Origin of the sequence: Erwinia aphidicola (assembly GCF_024169515.1) — a bacterium.
In the GTDB taxonomy this organism is placed as follows: Bacteria; Pseudomonadota; Gammaproteobacteria; order Enterobacterales; family Enterobacteriaceae; genus Erwinia; species Erwinia aphidicola.
On sequence record NZ_JAMKCQ010000001.1, the window covers coordinates 1421259 to 1442453 of the forward strand.

General features: G+C 58.6%; 20 protein-coding genes. 4 read left to right on the forward strand and 16 right to left on the reverse strand.

From position 1 onward, the window contains the following. Window positions 1-139 precede the first annotated feature (139 nt). From gntU to J2Y91_RS06650, 4 genes are all read right to left on the reverse strand, one after another. Window positions 140-1480 carry a gluconate transporter gene (gntU, locus tag J2Y91_RS06635; protein WP_062818500.1) on the reverse strand — a complete coding sequence of 447 codons (1341 nt, stop codon included), beginning with the start codon at window positions 1478-1480 and terminating at the stop codon, window positions 140-142. A 6-nt stretch (window positions 1481-1486) separates the two neighbouring features. Next, entirely contained in the window at window positions 1487-2026 is a 540-nt protein-coding gene (gene gntK / locus J2Y91_RS06640; RefSeq protein ID WP_062818501.1) for a gluconokinase, read from the reverse strand. A 186-nt stretch (window positions 2027-2212) separates the two neighbouring features. Next, on the reverse strand, window positions 2213-3208 hold the full coding sequence (gene gntR, locus J2Y91_RS06645) for a gluconate operon transcriptional repressor GntR (RefSeq protein WP_048917721.1): 996 nt from the start codon (window positions 3206-3208) through the stop codon (window positions 2213-2215). Window positions 3209-3314: 106 nt separating this feature from the next. Beyond that, window positions 3315-4010, reverse strand: coding sequence for a pirin family protein (locus J2Y91_RS06650; protein WP_048917722.1), 696 nt, complete (start codon window positions 4008-4010; stop codon window positions 3315-3317). 367 nt (window positions 4011-4377) lie between these two features. On the opposite strand from J2Y91_RS06650, the gene J2Y91_RS06655 reads away from it, so the two are divergent. Further along, on the forward strand, window positions 4378-4872 hold the full coding sequence (locus J2Y91_RS06655) for a GNAT family N-acetyltransferase (RefSeq protein ID WP_048917724.1): 495 nt from the start codon (window positions 4378-4380) through the stop codon (window positions 4870-4872). 59 nt (window positions 4873-4931) lie between these two features. On the opposite strand, the gene J2Y91_RS06660 is transcribed toward J2Y91_RS06655, so the two are convergent. Further along, a complete protein-coding gene (locus J2Y91_RS06660) occupies window positions 4932-6113 on the reverse strand; it encodes an aspartyl protease family protein (protein WP_253537687.1) in 1182 nt (393 codons plus the stop codon). Between the two features lie 302 nt (window positions 6114-6415). Here J2Y91_RS06660 and J2Y91_RS06665 point away from each other — a divergent pair, with 302 nt between their 5' ends. Beyond that, the gene (locus tag J2Y91_RS06665; RefSeq protein ID WP_099754385.1) at window positions 6416-7246 is read left to right on the forward strand and encodes an SDR family oxidoreductase; all 831 of its coding nucleotides are present in this window, start codon (window positions 6416-6418) and stop codon (window positions 7244-7246) included. Between the two features lie 10 nt (window positions 7247-7256). Then, window positions 7257-8399: a phytanoyl-CoA dioxygenase family protein gene (locus tag J2Y91_RS06670; protein WP_253537690.1), complete on the forward strand. Its 1143-nt coding sequence runs from the start codon at window positions 7257-7259 to the stop codon at window positions 8397-8399. 82 nt (window positions 8400-8481) lie between these two features. Here J2Y91_RS06670 and ggt read toward each other — a convergent pair whose 3' ends face one another. Beyond that, the gene (gene ggt, locus J2Y91_RS06675) at window positions 8482-10230 is read right to left on the reverse strand and encodes a gamma-glutamyltransferase (RefSeq protein WP_048917728.1); all 1749 of its coding nucleotides are present in this window, start codon (window positions 10228-10230) and stop codon (window positions 8482-8484) included. Window positions 10231-10391: 161 nt separating this feature from the next. On the opposite strand from ggt, the gene J2Y91_RS06680 reads away from it, so the two are divergent. Then, a complete protein-coding gene (locus J2Y91_RS06680) occupies window positions 10392-10688 on the forward strand; it encodes a DUF2756 domain-containing protein (protein WP_048917759.1) in 297 nt (98 codons plus the stop codon). A 102-nt stretch (window positions 10689-10790) separates the two neighbouring features. On the opposite strand, the gene ugpQ is transcribed toward J2Y91_RS06680, so the two are convergent. From ugpQ to J2Y91_RS06730, 10 genes are all read right to left on the reverse strand, one after another. Next, window positions 10791-11531, reverse strand: coding sequence for a glycerophosphodiester phosphodiesterase (ugpQ, locus tag J2Y91_RS06685; protein ID WP_048917729.1), 741 nt, complete (start codon window positions 11529-11531; stop codon window positions 10791-10793). Continuing rightward, on the reverse strand, window positions 11531-12601 hold the full coding sequence (locus tag J2Y91_RS06690; RefSeq protein ID WP_133622525.1) for a sn-glycerol-3-phosphate import ATP-binding protein UgpC: 1071 nt from the start codon (window positions 12599-12601) through the stop codon (window positions 11531-11533). The genes ugpQ and J2Y91_RS06690 overlap by 1 nt, the downstream gene beginning before the upstream one ends. Window positions 12602-12603: 2 nt before the next feature. Next, entirely contained in the window at window positions 12604-13449 is an 846-nt protein-coding gene (gene ugpE, locus J2Y91_RS06695) for a sn-glycerol-3-phosphate ABC transporter permease UgpE (protein WP_048917731.1), read from the reverse strand. Beyond that, complete coding sequence (ugpA, locus tag J2Y91_RS06700; RefSeq protein ID WP_133622524.1) at window positions 13446-14333, reverse strand: sn-glycerol-3-phosphate ABC transporter permease UgpA; 888 nt, start codon at window positions 14331-14333, stop codon at window positions 13446-13448. Before ugpA ends, ugpE begins: the two co-directional genes overlap by 4 nt. A gap of 130 nt (window positions 14334-14463) precedes the next feature. After that, window positions 14464-15780: a sn-glycerol-3-phosphate ABC transporter substrate-binding protein UgpB gene (ugpB, locus tag J2Y91_RS06705; RefSeq protein ID WP_133622523.1), complete on the reverse strand. Its 1317-nt coding sequence runs from the start codon at window positions 15778-15780 to the stop codon at window positions 14464-14466. A 220-nt stretch (window positions 15781-16000) separates the two neighbouring features. Next, the gene (livF, locus tag J2Y91_RS06710; RefSeq protein ID WP_048917733.1) at window positions 16001-16714 is read right to left on the reverse strand and encodes a high-affinity branched-chain amino acid ABC transporter ATP-binding protein LivF; all 714 of its coding nucleotides are present in this window, start codon (window positions 16712-16714) and stop codon (window positions 16001-16003) included. A gap of 1 nt (window position 16715) precedes the next feature. Then, a complete protein-coding gene (gene livG / locus J2Y91_RS06715; RefSeq protein ID WP_048917734.1) occupies window positions 16716-17483 on the reverse strand; it encodes a high-affinity branched-chain amino acid ABC transporter ATP-binding protein LivG in 768 nt (255 codons plus the stop codon). Then, window positions 17480-18754 carry a high-affinity branched-chain amino acid ABC transporter permease LivM gene (locus J2Y91_RS06720; RefSeq protein ID WP_048917735.1) on the reverse strand — a complete coding sequence of 425 codons (1275 nt, stop codon included), beginning with the start codon at window positions 18752-18754 and terminating at the stop codon, window positions 17480-17482. Before J2Y91_RS06720 ends, livG begins: the two co-directional genes overlap by 4 nt. Beyond that, window positions 18751-19677 (reverse strand): high-affinity branched-chain amino acid ABC transporter permease LivH, encoded by a 927-nt coding sequence (gene livH, locus J2Y91_RS06725; RefSeq protein WP_048917736.1) that lies wholly within the window; start codon window positions 19675-19677, stop codon window positions 18751-18753. The genes J2Y91_RS06720 and livH overlap by 4 nt, the downstream gene beginning before the upstream one ends. Window positions 19678-19762: 85 nt before the next feature. Next, window positions 19763-20878, reverse strand: coding sequence for a branched-chain amino acid ABC transporter substrate-binding protein (locus tag J2Y91_RS06730; protein WP_048917737.1), 1116 nt, complete (start codon window positions 20876-20878; stop codon window positions 19763-19765). Between the last annotated feature and the right edge of the window lie 317 nt (window positions 20879-21195).

Below are 21195 nucleotides of genomic sequence, written 5' to 3' on the forward strand. Positions count from 1 at the left end.
TTTGTACGGGTCGGGTATGCCTCGCCCCTGCGGTTTTGTACGGGTCGGGCATGCCTCGCCCCAGCGGTTTTGTACGGGTCGGGTATGCCTCGCCCCTGCGGTTTTGTAGGGGGCGGGCATGCCCGACCCGCAACATCAATTACGACAACAGTTCAAAGGCAATCATGCCGATAATCGCGCCGACGGTACCGAGGATAGTTTCCATCAGCGTCCAGGTTTTCAACGTCTGTGCTTCGGTGGCGCCGGTAAAGCGGCCAAACAGCCAGAAACCGGCATCGTTGACGTGGCTACAGATAATCGAGCCCCCGGCAATACAGATCGACAGCGCGGCAAGCTGCGCGCCCGAGTAGTGCAGCGGTTCGATCACCGGCATAATCAGGCCCACGGCGGTCAGGCAGGCTACGGTCGCCGAGCCCTGAATAATGCGCACCGCACCGGACAGCACAAAGCACGCCAGCGCTACTGGCAGACCGGCTCCGGTCAGCGCATTCCCCAGCGCCGGACCCACGCCGGAATCCACCAGCACCTGCTTGAACACGCCACCCGCACCGATCACCAGCAGGATAATGCCCGCCGGCTGCAGCGCCGCGCCGCAAATCTGCATCACGCGCTCTTTATCCATACCCTGACGATAAGCCAGGCCATAAATCGCCACCAGGCAGGCCAGCAGGATCGCCGTAAACGGGTGGCCGATAAACTCCAGCCACTCGTACAGGCTGGTGCCCGGCGCGGTAAAGCGCGCACCGATGGTTTTCAGCCCGACCAGGATCAGCGGGAACAGGATCAGCGACAGGCTGAAGCCAAATGAGGGCAGCTTGCTCTCGTCAAACTCCGGGTGCTCGCCCTCTTCGGGCACGCCGAACTCAACGTGCTGGCTGATAAAGCGACCAAACAGCGGCCCGGCAATCAGCATCCCCGGAATAGCGGCGCACAGCCCCAGCAGGATCATCCAGCCAAAGTCCGCGTGCATCTGGGAAGCCAGCAGCATCGGCGCAGGCCCCGGCAGCAGAAATGCCGCGGCGGCAGCCACCCCGGCGAACAGCGGAATCACCAGCTTCACCAGGTTATCCCCGGTGCGGCGCGCCACGGCAAACGCGATGCTGATCAGCAGCACCACCGCTACTTCGAAGAACAGCGGCAGTGCGCAGATCAGACCGGCAATGCCCATGGCGTAGTGCGCCCGGCTTTCGCCAAAGGTTTTCAGCATGCGGATGGCGATCTGATCGACCGCGCCGGTTTCGTGCAGGATTTTACCGAACATCGCGCCCAGCGCGACGACAATAGCGAGGAATCCGAGCGTGCCGCCCATGCCTTTCTGCATGGTATCGGCGATTTTATCCAGCGGCATCCCGGAGAACAGCCCGGCGCCGATCGAGACCAGCATCAGCGCCACAAAGGCGTGCATTCGCGCCTTCATCACTAAAAACAGCAGCAGCAGGACCGATCCGGCTGCGGTTAACACCAGCGTTGCAGTACTCATGACACCCTACTTAGTTTTGGCGATCGCACCATCAATGGTTTTGAGCGTTGCCGCAACAACCTCATCCAGCGTCTGATTAATATCGACGACCAGCACGTCATGCTCATCACTGCCCGGCTCTTCCAGGGTGGCGAACTGCGTCACCAGCATCTGTGGCTTGAAGAAGTGGCCTTTGCGCGCGCGCAGGCGGGATTCAATGGTATCGAAATCGCCCTGCAGATAGACGAAGGAGAGGTTCTGATTCCCTTTGCGCAGGATGTCGCGATAACTTTTTTTCAACGCCGAGCAGACAATCAGCGACACGCTGTTGGTGCGCTGCATGGCAAAGGCCGCATCGTTGATCGACTGCAGCCACGGGCGGCGGTCATCATCATTCAGCGGATGGCCTTCGGACATTTTTTCGATATTGGCGCGCGGATGCAGGAAATCGCCATCGAGGAATGCCGCTTGCAGCTGGTGCGCGACCGCATTGGCAACGGCGGACTTGCCGCTGCCGGATACGCCCATCAGGACAAATACGTGATTTGGCGTTGAAGTTGTGTTCATTTTTATCGCTCCGGCAGAGAAGGTGCAGGTGTGTTCGTCCAGTTGTTATCGGTAACATTGTCTGGATGTGCATTGATTATGGCAACAGCTGGCCAGGAAAAAGCTGGTAAATGTGAGGGGGGTCATAAAAACGGAAGAATCAGAGTCGGGGTCGGACATATCCGCCCCGAATAGCTAAACAAGTTATTAAATGCTGCCCCCGGCTGAGATGGTAAAGCCGACATCCACCGGGCGCATATCAACATTCTCGCCACGAATGCGCGCCAGCAGCAGCGCCGCAGACTCGTGCCCCATGCGTTCACGCGGGGTCTGCACCGTCGCCAGCGTCGGGTTGACCACATCAGCAATATCGTGGCCGTGGAAACCGGCAATCGCCATCTGCTGCGGGATCTGCAGCCCCTGGCGCTGGCACTCAAACATCGCCCCGACCGCCAGGTCATCATTGGTACAGAACAGGCTGTCGGTCAGCGGATAGCGCTGTTGCGCCTCGCGCATCAGCATCGCCCCGGCGGAGAACGACGAGGCCGCCTCCATCATCACCGTTTGCGGCTCCAGCCCTGCTTCACGCATCGCCAGCGCGTAGCCCTGCTCTTTCTGCAAGGTACGCTCATCTAGCCGCGCCCCGAGGTAAACCGGGTGACGATGGCCTTTTTGCAGAATGGCGTGGGTCATCTGGCGCGCCGCCTCAACGTTGTCAAAACCGACCGCCATATCCAGGCATGGCGATACGCTGTCCATCATCTCAATCACCGGAATGCCTGCGGTTTCGATCATGCGCAAGCTGGCGGCGGTGTGGGTGCGCTCGGTGAGGATCAGGCCGTCGATATTCCAGCCAAGCAGGGAGCGCAGCTGCAACTCTTCCTTTTCGGCGCTGTAGCCAAAGTGCCCGAGCAGCGTCTGGTAGCCTGCGGCGTCGGTCACCGCTTCAATGCCGCGCAGCACGTCGGCAAACACCTGGTTGGTCAGTGAGGGCAGCAGTACGCCAATGGCGCGGCTGGTGGCGTTGGAAAGCATATCGGGGGCGCGATTGGGGATATAACCCAGCTCATCCAGCGCGGCGGCGATCTTGCCCTGCAGCGCGGCAGAAACCTGATCGGGGTTACGCAGATAGCGGCTAACGGTCATTTTGGTGATGCCTACGCGATCGGCAACGTCCTGTAGTACCGGTCTTTTTTTCTTCATTGGGCTTCAGCTATGCGGACAGAATTATGCTGAGTGTAACAAAAGCGTGGGCAAAAACGACAAAGGGGCGAGGGTCTCGCCCCTTAAAGTGTGACACAGGTTGTAGTTAAACCGGCGGCAGGTCGAACAGCAGGATCTCTGCATCGCTGCTGGCGTTAATCGCCAGGGATTTTTCATCCCAGATAGCGAACGCGTCAGAGGTGGTTGCCGCTTCGCCGTTGACGGTCACATCGCCTTTCACCACCTGGATCCAGATGCGGCGGCCCTCTTCGACCTCAACCACGCCCTCTTCCGCCGCTTTCAGCGCCCAGCGCGACAGGGTCATATCCTGGAACACCTTAAGTGAACCGTCACGCGCATCCGGCGACAGCACCAGCTGGCGGCCCTGCACATCGTCAAAACGGCGCTGTGCATAGCGCGGTTCAATACCGGTGCTTTCCGGGATAATCCAGATCTGGTACAGGTGCAGCGGCACCTCTTTGCTGGCGTTGTACTCAGAGTGACGTACGCCGGTCCCGGCGCTCATAATCTGGAACTCACCCGCCGGGATCTGCTCCTTGTTGCCCATGCTGTCCTGGTGCTCAACGGTCCCGGACAGGACATAGGTGAGGATCTCCATATCTTTATGCGGATGGGTACCAAAACCCTGGCCGCCGTCGATCACATCTTCATTAATCACCCGCAGCGCGGAGAAGCCCATAAAGTTGGCATCGTAGTAATCAGCGAAAGAGAAGGTGTGGTAGCTGTCCAGCCAGCCATGGTTAGCATGACCGCGATCTTGTGCTTTGCGTAAGTAAATCATATTCAATTCTCCTCAACGTTTTGACACAGTCTGAACCTGAAAGGAGGGGGATGATAGCGGAGAAAATTGTCTTCTCTGTTCAAAATATTCGATGGGGTAGGAGGGAGAACTTCAAAGAAACTACCGGAGCAGATGGCAAATCGCAGGCAAAAAAAAGCCAGCACCCGAGCTGGCTAAATAATACTTGGAAGCAATGTGAGCAATGTCGTGCCTTCCCAGCGAGCACCGTAGGCTCTCCTGAAAACGCATGACAATAATAATCATTATCATTCGCACTTGTAAAGCGCTTTGCCGATTATTTTTTACTTGATCTTGCTGGTAAAAACCCTGAATTTAAAGGGGATTCCCGCAAACAAGGAGAGGTAAGATGAGTGAGATTGTCGTCCGTCATGTGGTTGCCGAAGATGCTGTTGCCATCCATCAGCTGTACAGCCAGCCTGAAACCTATGCCGATACGCTACAGCTCCCCCATCCCTCTCTCAAAAAGTGGCAGGAGCGGATTGCGTCGGTGCCTGACGGCGTGCAGATGCTGGTGGCCTGTATCGATAATGAGATTGCAGGCCAGCTGACGCTGGAGGTCAACGGGCGTGCCCGCCGCCGTCATACGGCAACCTTTGGCATCGCGGTGGATGCTCACCAGCGCGGAAAAGGCGTGGGCAAAGCGATGATGCGCACGCTGATCGACCTGTGTGACAACTGGCTCAGCGTCGAACGTATTGAGCTGACGGTGTTTGCCGATAATCAGCATGCCATCGCACTGTATGAACAGTTTGGCTTTGAAACCGAGGGACGCGCCCGCCGCTTTGCGCTGCGCAACGGTCAGCTGGTGGATGCGCTCTACATGGCGCGCTTTCGCGCGTAAACCGTTTTCGTAACGGTATTCGGGCCATTGAAAGGGGAGCGCAGCCGCCCTCCCCTTACTCACAGCGTGACGTTCCTGACCTTTCCCCGCCGCTCAATGCGCAGATTTAGTTCCCCGAGCGGCGTATCAGCCAGCGTGCCACGGATCCACTCCATCTTTTCAGGCAACACTTTGCTGCCGTTAATCTGCAGCAGGACGTCGCCGTTGTGCAGCACGGACGAGGAGAGTGCCCCGGGGGAGTTGGCATAAATTTCCACTCGCCTGGCAAAGTACCGAACGGCCAGGGTGCGCAGCGGGGCCGCCTCATCACGGGTAAAGTGCTGCTGGTTATAGCACAACAGCATTTTGTCCGGGGCCAACAGATAGTCATCAAAGCGCTGCAGAAAGTTCATGCCCAGCCCGTAGTTGCCCCGTTTATCTTCAATCGCCAGCAGCTTCCCCAGCGGCAGCCGATCAAACTGAATCCCGCCCAGCAGATAAGCATCGCTGCGTTCTATTCCGTTCAGCGTGATAACCGGCTGGGTAATGCCGGTCAGGATCGCGCTGCCGAAATGGCCGCGGCTGGCGTGGACGATCTCCTCACCAATCGTGCTCCAGGCCGCCCCGGTGTTCAACGCCATATACAGCGGGCGATCGTGATAGTCCAGCATCAGTTCGGGGCCAAAATCCCAGGCATCGCGATAGGGTACGCAGGCCTGGTAATTGCGGACAGTGAGCGGGTGCTTCCAGACCGTCAGCTGATGATTGCGGTTATCCACTGCCCAGTTGAACTGGCGGTAGAGGTCCTGCCCAATGATGCCATCAATCTGCATCCCGCTGTTCTGGGTGAACGCGCTGAGATCGGCACCCACCCAGGGATCGCTGGCGGGCACCACCTCATTGCCAATCGCCAGCGCCAGCGGCTGCCAGAAACGTATTGACTCGCCTCTCAGCATGCCGCCTGAAGTATTGATGCCGGTGCTCAGGATTTTTTTAGCCAGCTCCGGCAGGAGGTCGTCCGGCGTTTTGCTGGTGATATCGCTGGCGAGACGGTTATCAATCACCATCATCGCGGCGCCGGTATCCAGTAAAAAAGAGTACTGCTTGCCAGCAATAGTCACGGGCACGATCAGCGCATCAGATCGAACTCTCACCGTCAGCAGAGGAACGGGCGACGGTGCATAAATGCTGTCAGCCGATACGGATGAAGCCTGCAACAGCAGCGCGGCTGCAATGCCCCAGAAGTGTGAGAGATATTTCATTACGATCCTTGTCGCGATAAGTCTCTCTGCACATCCATCGTGCAGGATCAGAAGGGTTTCTGAATGCTGTAATTTACGTGAAAAAGGGGAAGTTACGAAATTCAATCGTGCTAATGGCGGTGATATGTCGGGAAAATCGCAAAGGGGCACAGGACGTTGGCCAAACGTCTGAACGGCTCTTTTTGAGGTCTTTTTGAGGTCACCTGCGCATATTGTTAACAAAATGTTGGTGCTAAGGTGGGGATGAGTCAAGGCAATTCACACATACCCTACACCCTTAAACAGACCAGCAAGGCATCATCATGAGCATAAAATTCAACGAGCAGTTTCGTGACAAGGTTTTCGTGGTCACCGGCGGTAATCAGGGGCTGGGCGCAGCCGTCTCTTTATTACTGGCCGAGCGCGGCGCACGCGGTCTGGTGATCTGCGGGCGCAACCAGCAGGCCGGTGCCGCGCAGGTCGATAAGCTGCGCGCTGCGGGCTGTGAAGCCTGGTTTGTCGCCGCCGATTTTAGCGACCCGGCCTCCTGTGAACGGGTGATCGCCGAAGCGGAGAGCCGTTTTGGCACGCTGCACGGGCTGGTTAACTGCGCGGGGATGTCCGACCGCGGCACCATACTCGACACCACGCCGCAGCTTTTTGACGCCATCTTTGCCGTTAACGTCCGCGCGCCGTTCTTTCTGATGCAGGCGGCCATCAGGTTGATGATTGCCAACCACGTTGCAGGCAGCATCGTCAATATCATCACTATGAGCTCCCACGGTGGGCAGAGCTTCCTCACGCCTTATGCGGCCTCCAAAGGTGCGCTGGTTACCCTGACGAAAAACGTCGCCTTCAGCGCGATGCGCAACCGCATTCGCGTCAACGGCCTGAACATCGGCTGGATGGATACGCCGCACGAAGATCAGATCCAGAAGCAGTATCACAACGCCAGCGAGGACTGGCTGGAGAAAGCCGAGCGTGAACAGCCGTTTGGTCGCCTTCTCAAACCGCAGGAGGTGGCGCGCAGCGTGGCATTCCTGCTGTCCGAAGAGTCGGGAATGATGACCGGTGCGATCGTCGACTTCGATCAAAACGTCGTTGGCTGTAGCGATGACGGCGCGGCAAAACCCCAGAATAAACTGGCCCTGTGAGGAACCTGTGATGAACAGTCTCTATCTGACTAAAGAACAGTTATCGGTTGATGATTTTGCCATTGTCTGCGAGCAGACCACCCCGCTGAAAGATTTCCCGCTGGCGCGGAAGGCCGAGCTGGATGTGCTGATCTACCAGCGCGAGGATTTGACCAAAGCCGCCGCCGAGCACCGGCAAACGGTGCTGAGCGAACTGCACCGCGCCCTGTCCTCTGGGCCGGGCGTCTTCGTGGTTAAAGGTCTGTTCAGCGATCTCCCGACGGTGGATCGCAACAGCGCGCTGTTCGAGCAGATCCTGCTCAGTGAGTCTGAAAGCGGCAGCGGCGGGGACCATTTTGCGGCGGCAGGCAATAACGGGCGCATCTGGAATGCTCTGCAGAAAGTCGCCGAGCGCGATGCCGATGCGTTTATTGACTACTACTGTAACCCGCTGCTGGCGCTGATCTGCGAAAGCTGGGTCGGCCCGGGTTATGAGATGACCGCGCAGGTCAATCAGGTGCGCCCCGGCGGCAAAGCCCAGCAGCCGCACCGTGATTATCATCTCGGCTTTCAAAGCAATGAGGTGGTGGAACGCTTCCCGCTGCCGCTGCAGATCCTCTCGCAGTACCTGACGCTTCAGGGCGCGGTGGCACACAGCGATATGCCGGTGGAGTCCGGCCCGACGCAGCTGCTGCCGTGGTCGCATCAGTATCAGGCGGGCTATCTGGCCTGGCCCGATGAGAAGTTTATCGACTATTTCCAGCGCAATGCCATCCAGCTGCCGCTGGAGAAGGGGGACGGGCTGTTCTTCAATCCGGCGCTGTTCCATGCGGCGGGCAGTAACCATACCCACGACCATATCCGCACCGCAAACCTGCTGCAGGTCTCTTCATCCTTTGGCAAAACGATGGAGAAAGTGAACCATATTAAGGTGCTACAGCATATTTACCCGGCGCTGCGCCTGCGCAGAATGTCTGAGGAGCGGATCAATGCGGTGATTGCCGCGGCGGCGGAGGGCTATTCGTTCCCAACCAATCTGGATACCGACCCGCCGGTGGGGGGGCTGGTACCTCAGACTCAGCAGTCGCTGCTGCTGCAGGCACTGCGCGAGAGTTGGGCTCCGAAGCTGTTTAATCAACGGCTGCAAGAGCACCAGCAGAAACGGGAAGCGTAATGCCCTTGTGGGAAATCACCGGCACGGGGCGACTGGAAAAAAGGGTCGCCCCCTACCTCAGATCGGCCTCGCCCGCATCGCATCAATACCCGGCGGTTAAATCATCGATGGTGCGCGGATCGGACGCACCGTAACGCATACCGTCCGGCCCCAGCATAATGCTCTGGGTGCTACCCATCGCAGGCATCACCTTCACATTCTGCCCCTTCTCACCCAGCAGCTTCAGCGTATCCGGGCTGAAGCCCTTCTCGACGCGCAGCTGGTCGGGCAGCCACTGATGGTGGAAGCGCGGCGCGTTAGTGGCTTCAGCCACGTTCATCCCGAAATCAACACTGTTCACCACCATTTGCAGTACGGTAGTGATAATACGGCTGCCGCCCGGGCTACCCGTCACCAGCCAGGTTTTACCGTCTTTCGCAACGATAGTCGGCGACATTGACGACAGTGGGCGCTTATACGGCTGCACCGCATTCGCTTCCCCGCCGACCAGACCGTAAACGTTGGGCGTGCCCGGCTTGGCGGAGAAGTCATCCATCTCGTTATTCATCAGAATGCCGCTGTTGCCGGCCACAATACCGCTGCCAAAGGTGGTGTTCAGCGTGTAGGTCACCGCGACCGCATTGCCGTCTTTATCCACCACCGAGAAATGCGTGGTTTGATTACTTTCATAGGGCGCCAGCTTGCCCGGTTTGATCTCGGATGACGGCCGCGCTTTGGCCACATCGATCTGTTCGGCCAGTGATTTGGCGTAGGCTTTGCTGGTCAGCGCCTGCCACGGCACCTTAACGAAATCTGGATCGCCGAGATATTCCGAGCGGTCGGCATAGGCATATTTCTCCGCCTCGGCCATCACCTGCATGGCATCAGCGCTGCCAAAGCCCATTTTTGCCAGATCGAAGTTTTCCAGGATATTGAGGATCTGCACGATATGAATACCGCCGGAGGATGGCGGTGGCATGGAGAAGACCTCATAGCCGCGGTAGCTGCCGCTCACCGGCTTACGCTCAATCGCCCGATAGTTGGCGAGGTCGCGCTTGTCGATCAACCCGCCGTGCTGCGCCATCTCAGAGGCGATCTCATCGGCAATCTGCCCTTTGTAGAACGCATCCGGCCCCTGCTTCGCAATCAGCTCCAGGCTGTGCGCCAGGTTGCGCTGCACCAGCTTATCGCCCTGCTGGTACGGCTTACCGTCGGCTTTATAGAAGATCGCTTTACTGTTCGGGTGGGCTGGCAAAACCTCACTGCCGTAGATCTTCAGGTCATCGGCCAGCGCTTCGTTAACCACAATGCCCTTGCGCGCCAGCTCCAGCGCCGGTTGGATCAGCGTGCTGAGCGGCAGCGTGCCGTACTTTTTATTCGCCAGCGCAAAGCCCGCCACGGTTCCGGGAACGCCGGACGCCAGGTGGGAGATCAGCGATTTTTTGCTGTCGGCATTACCTGCAGCGTCGAGGAACATATCGCGGCTGGCGCGCACCGGGGCCATTTCGCGAAAATCAATCGAGGTAGTCTGGCCGGAGGCGGTGCGCAACAGCATAAAGCCGCCGCCGCCGAGATTACCGGCCTGTGGATGCGTCACCGCCAGCGCGTAACCCACGGCGACCGCGGCATCCACCGCGTTACCGCCCTGCTGAAGAATTTTCACCCCCACTTCCGTTGCGGTGGCATCCACCGAGGCGACCATGCCGTGCTGAGCCGTGACCGGATGGAAAGTATCAGCGCCTACGCCATAGGAGACCGGCGGTGCGGCTGGAGCGGCACCCGCCCCCTGCCACACCAGTAAAGCGGCTAACAGCGACCACGACAGGCGCTGCACAGTACCTTTTGTTATCATTGTTACATCCTTTAAGTTTATTTACGTTGTGTTTGCCATTGATAAATATGCACAAAATTGCGCAAAAGGCGAACGATAGCGCAAATCAGGAGCACTCCTGGGGTACAGGCCTGGCAGATAACATAGACTTATGGCAGGAACACGGAGGACGTAACATGAAAATGAAAACCAAATGGCTGGTTGTTTTTGCTGCCCTGCTGCCGCTGAGCGGCATGGCAAACATGTTGAATAACAGCAACAACAATAATCCGAATAACCCGCAGTCTTCAAACTACAATCCGAGCACGCAGCGCTTACAGCAAAACATGCAGAATCAGCAGTCGCAGCAGAAGCTGAAGCTGCAACAGGATCAGCAGCGTCAGCAGCAGGATTTGCAGCGAAAAATTCAGGAGCAGCGCGACAGTGCCACGCAGCGCACCAATAACAACGGTCAGCTGCAGCAGACCCAGCAGAATTAATCCGGCCAACCTAGGGGCCAACCGGGAAAAAAGGTCGGCCCCTACAGTAGGGGCGGACCGCAGTTTGGGTCCGCCCGTTATCACCAGGCGATCGCGGTTTAATTAACGAAAGTCCGGCCCGATAATATCAATGCGGTCGGTGCAGATCGCATCCACGCCCCACTGTAGTAACTCCCGCGCCCGCTCCGGCTTATTCACCGTATACACCAGAATACGCAGCCCGGCCTGCTTCAGCAGCGCCACGCGCTCCGGGTCGAGCACTTTGTGATTCAGATGGATCGACACGCAGCCTAACGCGCGCGTCATAGCCTGCCAGTTCTCATCCCAGCTGTCGAGCAGCAGCCCGCGCGGCAGCTCCGGGGCCGCCTGCTGTGCCGCTTCCAGCGCAGAGTACGAGAACGACGACAGCAGCGGCGCGACCTGGCCCTGCCACATCACGCGGGCGGCCAGCGCGATAGCGCGCCCGGTTGCCACCTCCGCTCCGTGAGTCGGCTTAATTTCGATATTGGCCATCAGGCGATGCTGGCGACAGCGGGCGGCGACTTCCGCCAGCAGCGGCAGGCGTTCATCGCTGAAGGCGCTGCCAAACCAGCCGCCGGCATCCAGCGTGACCAGCTTGTCCCACGGCTGATCGCCCGCCACGCCCCAGCCGTTGCTGGTGCGGTCCAGGGTGTCATCGTGCAGCAGGAAGATGGCGCCGTCCTGCGACAGTTTGGCGTCAAACTCAATCATGCGATGCCCGTGCTGCGCGCCAACATCAATGGCGGCAAGGGTATTTTCCGGTGCCAGTTTCCCGCCGCCGCGATGGGCGACGATCGGCGGATATGGCCAGCTGTGGGTCATTATTCGGTCCGTTGTCCGTTATGGTCAAAAAAGTGTAGCGCGGCAGCGGGAAGCTGCAACCACAGCGTGCTGCCCATCTGCGGGCGCACCGAGTGCGGCAGGCGCACCACCAGCTTATTTTTTCCCCAGTGCCCGTGGGCGAGATTGTCGGCCCCCAGCATCTCCAGTGTCTCCACCACCAGCGGAATGCCGCCGTCCTGCTGAGAGGAGAGCTCAATATGCTCCGGACGGATGCCCAGCGTCAACGTGCGCGCGGCCCATTTTGCCTTCGGCGCCCTCAGCGGCAGCGGCAGGGTATCCGCGAGGATAAAGCGCGAGCCGTCATCATTGAGCTGGCCGTCCAGCAGGTTCATCGCCGGGGCGCCAATAAAGCTGGCGACGAAACGCGTGGCCGGGCGCTGGTAAATCTCCTCCGGGGTGCCGAGCTGCTCCAGCACGCCTTTGTTCATCACCATCACGCGCTGCGCCAGCGTCATCGCCTCGACCTGATCGTGCGTTACGTACAGGCTGGTGGTGTTCAGGCGGCGGTGTAACTGCTGCAGCTCAAGGCGCATCTGCACGCGCAGGCGGGCATCAAGGTTCGACAGTGGCTCATCGAACAGGAACAGCGCGGGCTCACGCACAATGGCGCGCCCCATCGCCACGCGCTGACGCTGGCCGCCGGACAGTTCACGCGGGCGGCGCTTAAGCAGCGCTTCCAGTTCCAGGCTGCGCGCCGCCTCCAGCACCCGCTGGCGGATCTGCTCTTTGCCCATGCCGCGAATTTTCAGGCCCCACGCCATGTTCTCCTCCACGCTCATATGCGGGTAGAGGGCATAGTTCTGGAACACCATGGCAATGCCGCGATCCTTCGGCTCCTCTTCGGTCACGCGCCGCGTATCAATCCAGATATCGCCGCTGGTGACCCGCTCCAGCCCGGCCACCATGCGCAGCAGCGTGGATTTTCCACAGCCGGATGGCCCGACCATTACCATAAACTCACCATCGCGGATCGACACGTCCAGCGGCTGAATAATCTGGTTTTTACCGTCGTAGGATTTGGTTACTGCCTGAAGTCGTACACCTGCCATCACTATTTCTCGCTCTCAACCAGACCGCGCACAAAGGCGCGCTGCATCACTAAAACAATCACCACCGGCGGGATCAGCGTCAGCAGCATCGCCGCCATCACTTCATTCCACTGGGTGGGGGATCCGCTGGTGGAGATCATGCTTTTGATCCCCGCGACCGCCGTACCGAGCGAAGCATCATTGATGATGAGCAGCGGCCACAGGTACTGGTTCCAGCCATAGATAAAGGTAATCACGAACAGCGCCGCCAGATTGGTCTTCGACAGCGGCAGCACGATATCGCGGAAGAAGCGCATTGGGCTGGCACCGTCAATGCGCGCCGCCTCCATCAGCTCATCCGGCAGCGACATAAAGAACTGGCGAAACAGGAAGGTGGCGGTGGCGGAAGCCATCAGCGGCAGGGTTAACCCGCTGTAGCTGTCGAGCAGGTTCAGGTCGGCAATCACCTGCACCGTGGGGAAAATACGCACCTCAACCGGCAGCATCAGGGTGATAAAGATCATCCAGAAGAACAGATTGCGCAGCGGGAAGCGGTACCACACCAGCGCGAACGCCGACAGCATCGACACGCTGATTTTCCCCACCGTAATGCACAGCGCCATAATCAGGCTGTTAAGCATCATCAGGCTGAAGGCCGGGCCGCTGCCGTTCACTCCGTTGAGCCAGATATTGCGCACGTTCTCCCACAGATGGCTGCCGGGGATTAGCGTCATCGGCACCTGATACACCGCCTTGTTATCCAGCGTCGCGGCGACAAACGCCACGTACAGCGGGAACAGAATGGTCAGGATGCCGAGGATCAGTAGCGTATGGCTGAAGATATCCAGCCCGCGTCGGTTTTCAATCATTGGTAGCGCACCTTGCGTTCGACGAAGCGGAACTGGATCACGGTCAGGCCAATCACCAGCAGCATCAGTACCACCGACTGTGCAGCCGAGGAGGAGAGATCCAGACCGGCAAAGCCTTCGCGATAGATTTTATAGATAAGCGTTGTGGTGGCCTGCACTGGGCCGCCGCCGGTGGCAGCGTCGATCACCGGGAAGGTATCGAAGAAGGCATACACCAGGTTCACCACCAGCAGGAAGAAGCTGACCGGGGTGATCAGCGGCAGCGCCAGGCTGAAGAAGCGGCGCACCGGACCGGCCCCGTCAATGGCGGCGGCTTCCACCAGCGATTTCGGGATCGACTGTAGCGCGGCAAAGAAGAACAGGAAGTTGTAGCTCATCTGCTGCCAGATTGAGGCCAGTACGATGAGAAACATCGCCTGGCCGCTGTTCTGCGCGTAGTTCCAGCTGTAGCCCCACTGGTTCAGCAGGTGGCTGAACAGGCCAAGGCCCGGGTTAAACAGGAACATCCACAGCACGGCAGCCACCACCGGGGCGACTGCGTAGGGCAGCAGCAGCAGCGTCTGATAGAGCTTTTTCAGGCGGACAACATAGTCCACCAGCGCCGCCAGCAGCAGCGAGAACGTCATGCCAAAAACGGTGACCAGACCGCTGAACTGCAGCGTGGTCCAGAAAGAGTCGAGGTAGTAGCTATCGGCAAACAGCCGTTTAAAGTTATCCAGCCCGACGAAAGTGCTGGAGATGCCAAACGGGTCGATACTCTGCAACGAGTACCAGAGCGCTTCGCCAGCGGGCCAGATAAAGAAGATTGCGGTGATCAGCAGCTGCGGCAGCATGAGCAGATAGGGCAGCGCGCTGGTGCGGAATACGGGGCGGGGTTGGGACATGGCAACCATCTCATCTCAATGCGTAGCGGCCGACCGTGGTTCTGGTCGGCCCGGGCGGGCGCATCGTCGATCCGCCCCTCCTCACTTTTCTCATGGCGGGCGGATTGTTAATCCGCCCCTACGGCATACCCTAACGGGTTTGCTGTTCGAAACGGCGCAGCAGTTCGTTACCGCGCTTCACGGCGCTATCCAGTGCCGCCTGCGGTGACTGCTTCCCGGTCCATACGCCTTCCAGCTCTTCGTCGACGATGGTACGGATCTGCGGCATATTGCCGAGGCGCATTCCTTTGGTAAACGGCAGCGGATCTTTGTTCAGCATCTGGCGGGTGGCGATATCCGCGCCCGGGTTTTTGTCGTAGAAGCCCTGCTGTTTGGTCAGCTCATAAGCGGCAGTGGTGATAGGCAGGTAACCGGTTTTCTGGTGCCATTCGGCGGCAATGTCTGGTTTTGCCAGGAACTGCATAAACTCAGCCACGCCCTTGTAGGTATCGGCATCTTTGCCTTTCATCACCCACAGGCTGGCACCGCCGATGATGGCGTTCTGCGGCGCGTTCGGCACGGTCTCGTCATACGGCATCATGCCAACGCCGAAGTTGAATTTGGCGTATTTGCGAATGTCGGCCAGCGAGCCGGAAGAGGCGGTGGTGATGCCGCAGTCGCCGTTATAGAACTTGGCGGTTGGCTCATCTTTACGCCCGAAGTAGGTGAAATCGCCCTTTTTGTTGAGATCTTCCAGCATCTGGATGTGGCGCACCTGCACCGGCTTATTGAACTCCAGTACCGCGTCGGTGCCGTCGAAGCCGTTATTTTTGCTGGCGACCGGCAGGCCGTGCCAGGCGCTGAAGTTCTCAATCTGGATCCAGCCCTGCCAGCCGCTGGCATAGCCGCAGCTCATGCCCGCTTTACGCAGGGCGGCGGTATCTTTCGCCAGCTCCTGCCAGGTTTTTGGCGGCTGCTCCGGGTCCAGTCCGGCTTTTTTAAACGCATCTTTGTTGTAGTACAGCACCGGGGTGGAGCTGTTAAACGGCTGGGAGATCAGCTGACCTTTTGCGTCGCTGTAGTAACCTGCCACTGCCGGAACGAACTGCTGCGCATCCATCGCGATCCCGGCCGTTTTAAACACTTCATTCACCGGCACGATCGCCTTTGACGCCATCATGGTTGCCGTACCGACTTCATACACCTGCAAAATCGCCGGCGCTTTACCGGTGCGCACCGCAGCAATCCCGGCGGCCAGGCTCTGCTCGTAGTTGCCTTTATAGGTCGGCACGATTTTGTAATCGGGGTGTTCAGCGTTGAAGCGCGTCGCCAGCGAGTTCACTTCCACCCCCAGCTCGCCTTCCATGGAGTGCCAGAAAGGGATTTCGGTGACGGCCAGCGCATTGGCGCTCAGAGTCAGTCCCAGTACCACGCTTACTGCGTTACGGCGAAATACGAATGATGACATGTCGATTACCTGTGCCCGGTGTTGTAAAGCGCGCTATCGCGCATTGTTGTAGTCGGGAGGTAACATGACACGCAAAAATGACAGAAAAATAACGGCGTTATGACGAAGGGGTGACAGAATCGTGACGACCCGATCATTGTAGGGGCGGACCCTCTGTTTCGGTCCGCCCGTTATATCCTACGCGGGCCGACCGAAAAAAATGGTCGGCCCCTACGTGACATCATCCGCCCAGATAGGCGCTTCTTACCGCTTCATTCGCCAGCAGCGCAGCACCGCTATCTTCCAGCACCACGTGACCGTTTTCGAGCACATAGCCACGGTCGGCCAGCTTGAGCGCCTGGTTGGCATTCTGCTCGACGAGGAAAATCGTCATGCCTTCCTGACGCAGCTGCTCAATGGTGTCGAAGATCTGCTGGATGATAATCGGGGCCAGGCCGAGCGACGGCTCATCCAGCAGCAGCAGGCGCGGCTGGCTCATCAGCGCACGGCCAATCGCCAGCATCTGCTGCTCGCCACCGGACATGGTGCCGGCGCGCTGCACGCGGCGCTCATACAGGCGCGGGAACAGCTCGTACACGCGCTTGATACGCTGCTGATACTGCTGGCGCTCGGCAAAGAAGCCGCCCATCGCCAGGTTCTCCTCTACCGACATGCGCGAGAAGACGCGGCGGCCCTCCGGCACGATGGCAATCGCTTCACGCATAATACGCGCCGTCTGCCAGTCGGTGATCGCCTTGCCGTCGAAGACAATCGAGCCTTCGCTGGCGCGAGGTTCACCGCACAGCGTGCCGAGGATGGTGGTTTTACCCGCGCCGTTGGCACCAATCAGCGTAACGATTTCGCCCTGATTGATGTGCAGACTGACGTTGTGCAGCGCCTGGATTTTACCGTAGTGCGCACTGACGTTATTCAGGGATAGCATAGCCTGAGTCATGTTACGCCTCCCCCAGGTAAGCGCGGATCACATCCGGGTTGTTGCGGATCTCGTCTGGCGTGCCGTTTGCCAACGGCGTACCCTGATTGACCACGTAAATGCGGTCGGAAATGCCCATTACCAGTTTCATATCGTGCTCAATCAACAGTACCGAGACGTTGTGCTGACTGCGCAGCTCGGCGATCAGTTCATCCAGCTCGTGCGTCTCTTTCGGGTTCAGACCGGCTGCCGGTTCATCCAGCATCAGGATTTCCGGGCGGGTCACCATGCAGCGGGCGATCTCCAGGCGGCGCTGCTGGCCATAGGCAAGATTACCCGCCTGGCGATTGGCCAGGGAGAGCAGGCCGACGCGTTCCAGCCAGGTTGCCGCACGATCCAGCGCTTCGCTTTCCGCTTTACGGAAGGCCGGGGTTTTCAGCAGGCCGGAGAAGACGCCGCTTTTCAGGTGCTGATGCTGGGCCACCAGCAGGTTCTCAATCACCGTCATTTCGCGGAACAGGCGCACGTGCTGGAAAGTACGCACAATGCCCATACGCGCAATCTTCTGCCCCGGCAGGCCCGCCAGCTGCTGGTCACCCAGCTTGATCGAACCGCCCGTCGGGCGGTAGAAGCCGGTCAGGCAGTTAAACACCGTGGTTTTCCCGGCACCGTTAGGGCCAATCAGGGAGACAATCTCCTGCGGGCGCAGCTCCAGTTCAACATTGTTGACCGCCAGCAGGCCGCCGAAGCGCATCATCAGGCCATTGACTGCTAACAAAGGCTGAGTCATGCCTGCTCTCCTTTTTCTACGCTTTTCAACTTCAGATGCGGGCGCTTCATCGGCAGTAAGCCCTGCGGGCGCCAGATCATCATCAATACCATTAAGCCACCGAGCACCAGCATGCTGTATTCGTTCAAATCGCGCATCAGCTCACGCGACACCACCAGCAGGATAGCGGCGAGGATCACTGCAAACTGCGACCCCATTCCGCCCAGCACCACAATCGCCAGCACAAACGCCGATTCGGCAAAGGTGAAGGATTCCGGGCTGACAAAGCCCTGGCGCGCGGCGAACAGGCAGCCGGCAAAACCGGCAAACGCGGCGCTGATGGTGAAAGCGGTCAGCTTGATGCGCGTCGGGCTGAGGCCCAGCGAGCGGCAGGCGATCTCATCTTCACGCAGCGCTTCCCACGCGCGGCCCAGCGGCATGCGCAGCAGGCGGTTAATCACAAACAGGGTGATCACCACCAGCAGCAGCGCCACCAGGTAGAGGAAAATAATACGGTCGCTTGGGTCATACTTCAGCCCGAAGAAGTCGTGGAAGGTGCCCCAACCGCCGTCGCGCACGCTGCGGCCAAACTCCAGGCCAAAGAAGGTCGGTTTTGGGATCTGGCTGATACCGTTCGGGCCACCGGTGATTTCGGTGTTGTTCAGCAGCAGGATACGCACGATCTCGCCGAAGCCGAGCGTGACAATCGCCAGGTAGTCTCCGCGCAGGCGCAGCACCGGGAAGCCGAGCAGCAGGCCAAACGCCGCCGCCACCAGGCCCGCCAGCGGCAGGCTCTGCCAGAAGCCGAGGCCGTAATAGTGGTTGAGCAGCGCGAAGGTATAGGCGCCGATGGCGTAGAAGCCGCCGTAACCCAGCACCAGCAGGCCGGACAGGCCGACGACCACGTTGAGGCCGAGGCCCAGCATCACGTAGATCAGCGTCAGGGTAGCGATATCCACCGTGCCGCGTGAAACCAGAAATGGCCACACCGCCGCGGCGACGATCAGCACCAGCAGGAACAGCTTCTGCTTAACGGTTGAGCCATCAATGCCCGGCAGCACAAATGCCGGGCCGGAGACTTTTTTCAGGCCGCTGGTCAGCAGCGGGCGCAGCAGCTGGAACAGGAACACCACGCCGCAGCCGAGCGCAATCCAGTTCCAGCGCACGCTTCCGGCGTTGTTCACCACCAGATGCGTGCCGTCGAGATTCAGGCGCATCCCCATAAAGAACGCCGCCAGCACCAGCAACATCAGCGAGGAAACGAGGGCGTTAAGCAGGTTGAGCTTCTTCATACTTTCTCAACCTCCGGGCGGCCGAGAATGCCGGTTGGCATCACCAGCAGCACCACAATCAGCAGCGCAAACGACACCACGTCTTTGTATTCGGTGCTGAGATACGCCGAGGTCAGCGCTTCAGCAATACCGAGGATCAGACCGCCCAGCATTGCACCCGGAATACTGCCGATACCGCCGAGAACGGCCGCGGTGAAGGCTTTCATCCCGGCCATAAAGCCGATGTACGGGTTGATCACGCCGTAGAACTGGCCCAGCAGCACGCCTGCCACTGCCGCCATCGCTGCACCAATGACGAAAGTCAGCGAGATAACGCGGTCGGTGTTAATCCCCAGCAGGCTGGCCATTTTCAGATCTTCCGCACAGGCGCGGCAGGCGCGGCCCATACGTGAATAGCGGATAAACAGCGTCAGGGCCAGCATCGACAGGAACGTCACGACCCAGATCACAATCTGCATGGTGGAGATGGTCGCCGCGAAGCCATTGCTGACGCCCAGCGTCCACTGGCCGGTGACCAGGTTTGGCAGCGCCACGTCACGCGATCCCTGGGTCAGGCTGACGTAGTTTTGCAGGAATATCGACATGCCGATCGCCGAGATCAGGGCAATCAGCCGTTTAGAGGAACGCACGGGCTTATACGCCACGCGTTCAATGCTCCAGCCGTAGCAGGAGGCGATCACCACCGCGACCACGAAGCCGCAGCCAATCAGCAGCCAGCTGGTATCAATGCCCATCATCATCAGCGCCGCAATAACGATAAACGAGACGTAGCTGCCGATCATATACACTTCACCGTGGGCGAAGTTGATCATGCCGATGATGCCGTACACCATAGTGTAACCGATGGCGATCAGCGCATAAGTGCTGCCCAACGTGACGCCGTTGAACATTTGCTGCAGGAAGTAGAGAAACTGCTCGGACATACCTTAATACCTTACGAATCAACCCACACTGAAGACAATGACGCCTGGCATACATCACCAGGCGTCATTATCCCAAAAGCCCGATTTATTTAACGGCGGTTGATGAACCATCAGCGTGCCATTTAAATACGCCGAACTCGAAGCCTTTCAGGTCGCCCTTCTGATCCCAGCTCAGGTCACCCATTACGGTTGGCACCGGCGCACCCTCTTTCAGGTTTTTAACGATAGCGTCTGGCTCTTCACTTTTGCTGCGCTCCATGCCCGCGGCCAGGGATTGCAGTGCGGCATAGGTAGTCCAGACGAAGGGACCGGTTGCATCCTGTTTTTTCGCTTTCAGCGCGTCAACCACCGGTTTGTTAGCCGGGACCTGGTCGTAGCGTTTTGGCAGCGTCACCAGCATGCCTTCAGAGGCTGCACCGGCAATATTAGACAGAGAAGCGTTGCCTACGCCTTCAGGACCCATGAACTGCGTTTTCAGACCGGCCGCACGCGCCTGGCGCAGGATCTGGCCCATTTCCGGGTGGTAGCCACCGAAGTAGACAAAGTCGACGTTCTCTTTCTTCAGGCGAGCCACCAGGGTAGAGAAGTCTTTATCACCCGCGGTGATCCCTTCAAACATCACCACGTTGCCGCCGCCTTTTTTCAGGCTCTCCTGCACGGAGCGCGCCAGGCCTTCACCGTACTGCTGCTTGTCGTGGATCACGGCGATGCGCTGGGGTTTCACTTCATTCAGAATGTATTTTGCCGCAGTCGGGCCCTGGTCAGAGTCGAGGCCAGTGGTGCGCATAATCAGCTTGTAGCCGCGGGAAGTCAGGTCAGGAGCCGTTGCTGCTGGCGTAATCATCAGCACGCCTTCATCTTCATAGATGTCGGAAGCGGGCTGAGTCGAAGAGGAGCACAGGTGGCCGATCACGTAACGGATGCCGTCGTTGATCACTTTGTTAGCAACCGCAACCGCCTGTTTTGGATCGCACACGTCGTCATATTTCACCGCGACCAGCTTGTCGCCGTTAATGCCGCCTTTGGCGTTAATGTCTGCGATCGCCTGCTGAGCGCCGGTCCACTGCATATCACCGTACTGGGCAACCGGGCCGGACATGGCGCCAACTACCGCGACTTTAATATCTTTTGCTACTGCTGCACCGCTCATTGCCAGAGCCATACAGCCAGCTAACAGCGCTTTACCTTTACTGATCTTCATCCTGACTACCCCATCTGTTGTGATTGCTTGCTATTTATTTGTCGGTGAATAGCGATAAACGCTTTGCCTTTGAACGAGTTAGCATAATTCCCGACAGTTTTTATCAATAAGGCTTTAATTTTCAGGTTATTAAACAGGAATATTCTGCTGTAAATCAACTGACAGATTCAGTAAATAGCGGGTGCCGCAGGACAATCCACTAACAGCAACGGTGGCAAATTCGCCAACTAGCCAGCGCATTATGCTGGCTTTCTGCGCAGAGAATAACGGTTTACTCGGTAAACCATTTGAAACGCCCGCACATCGCCTCGTTTTCG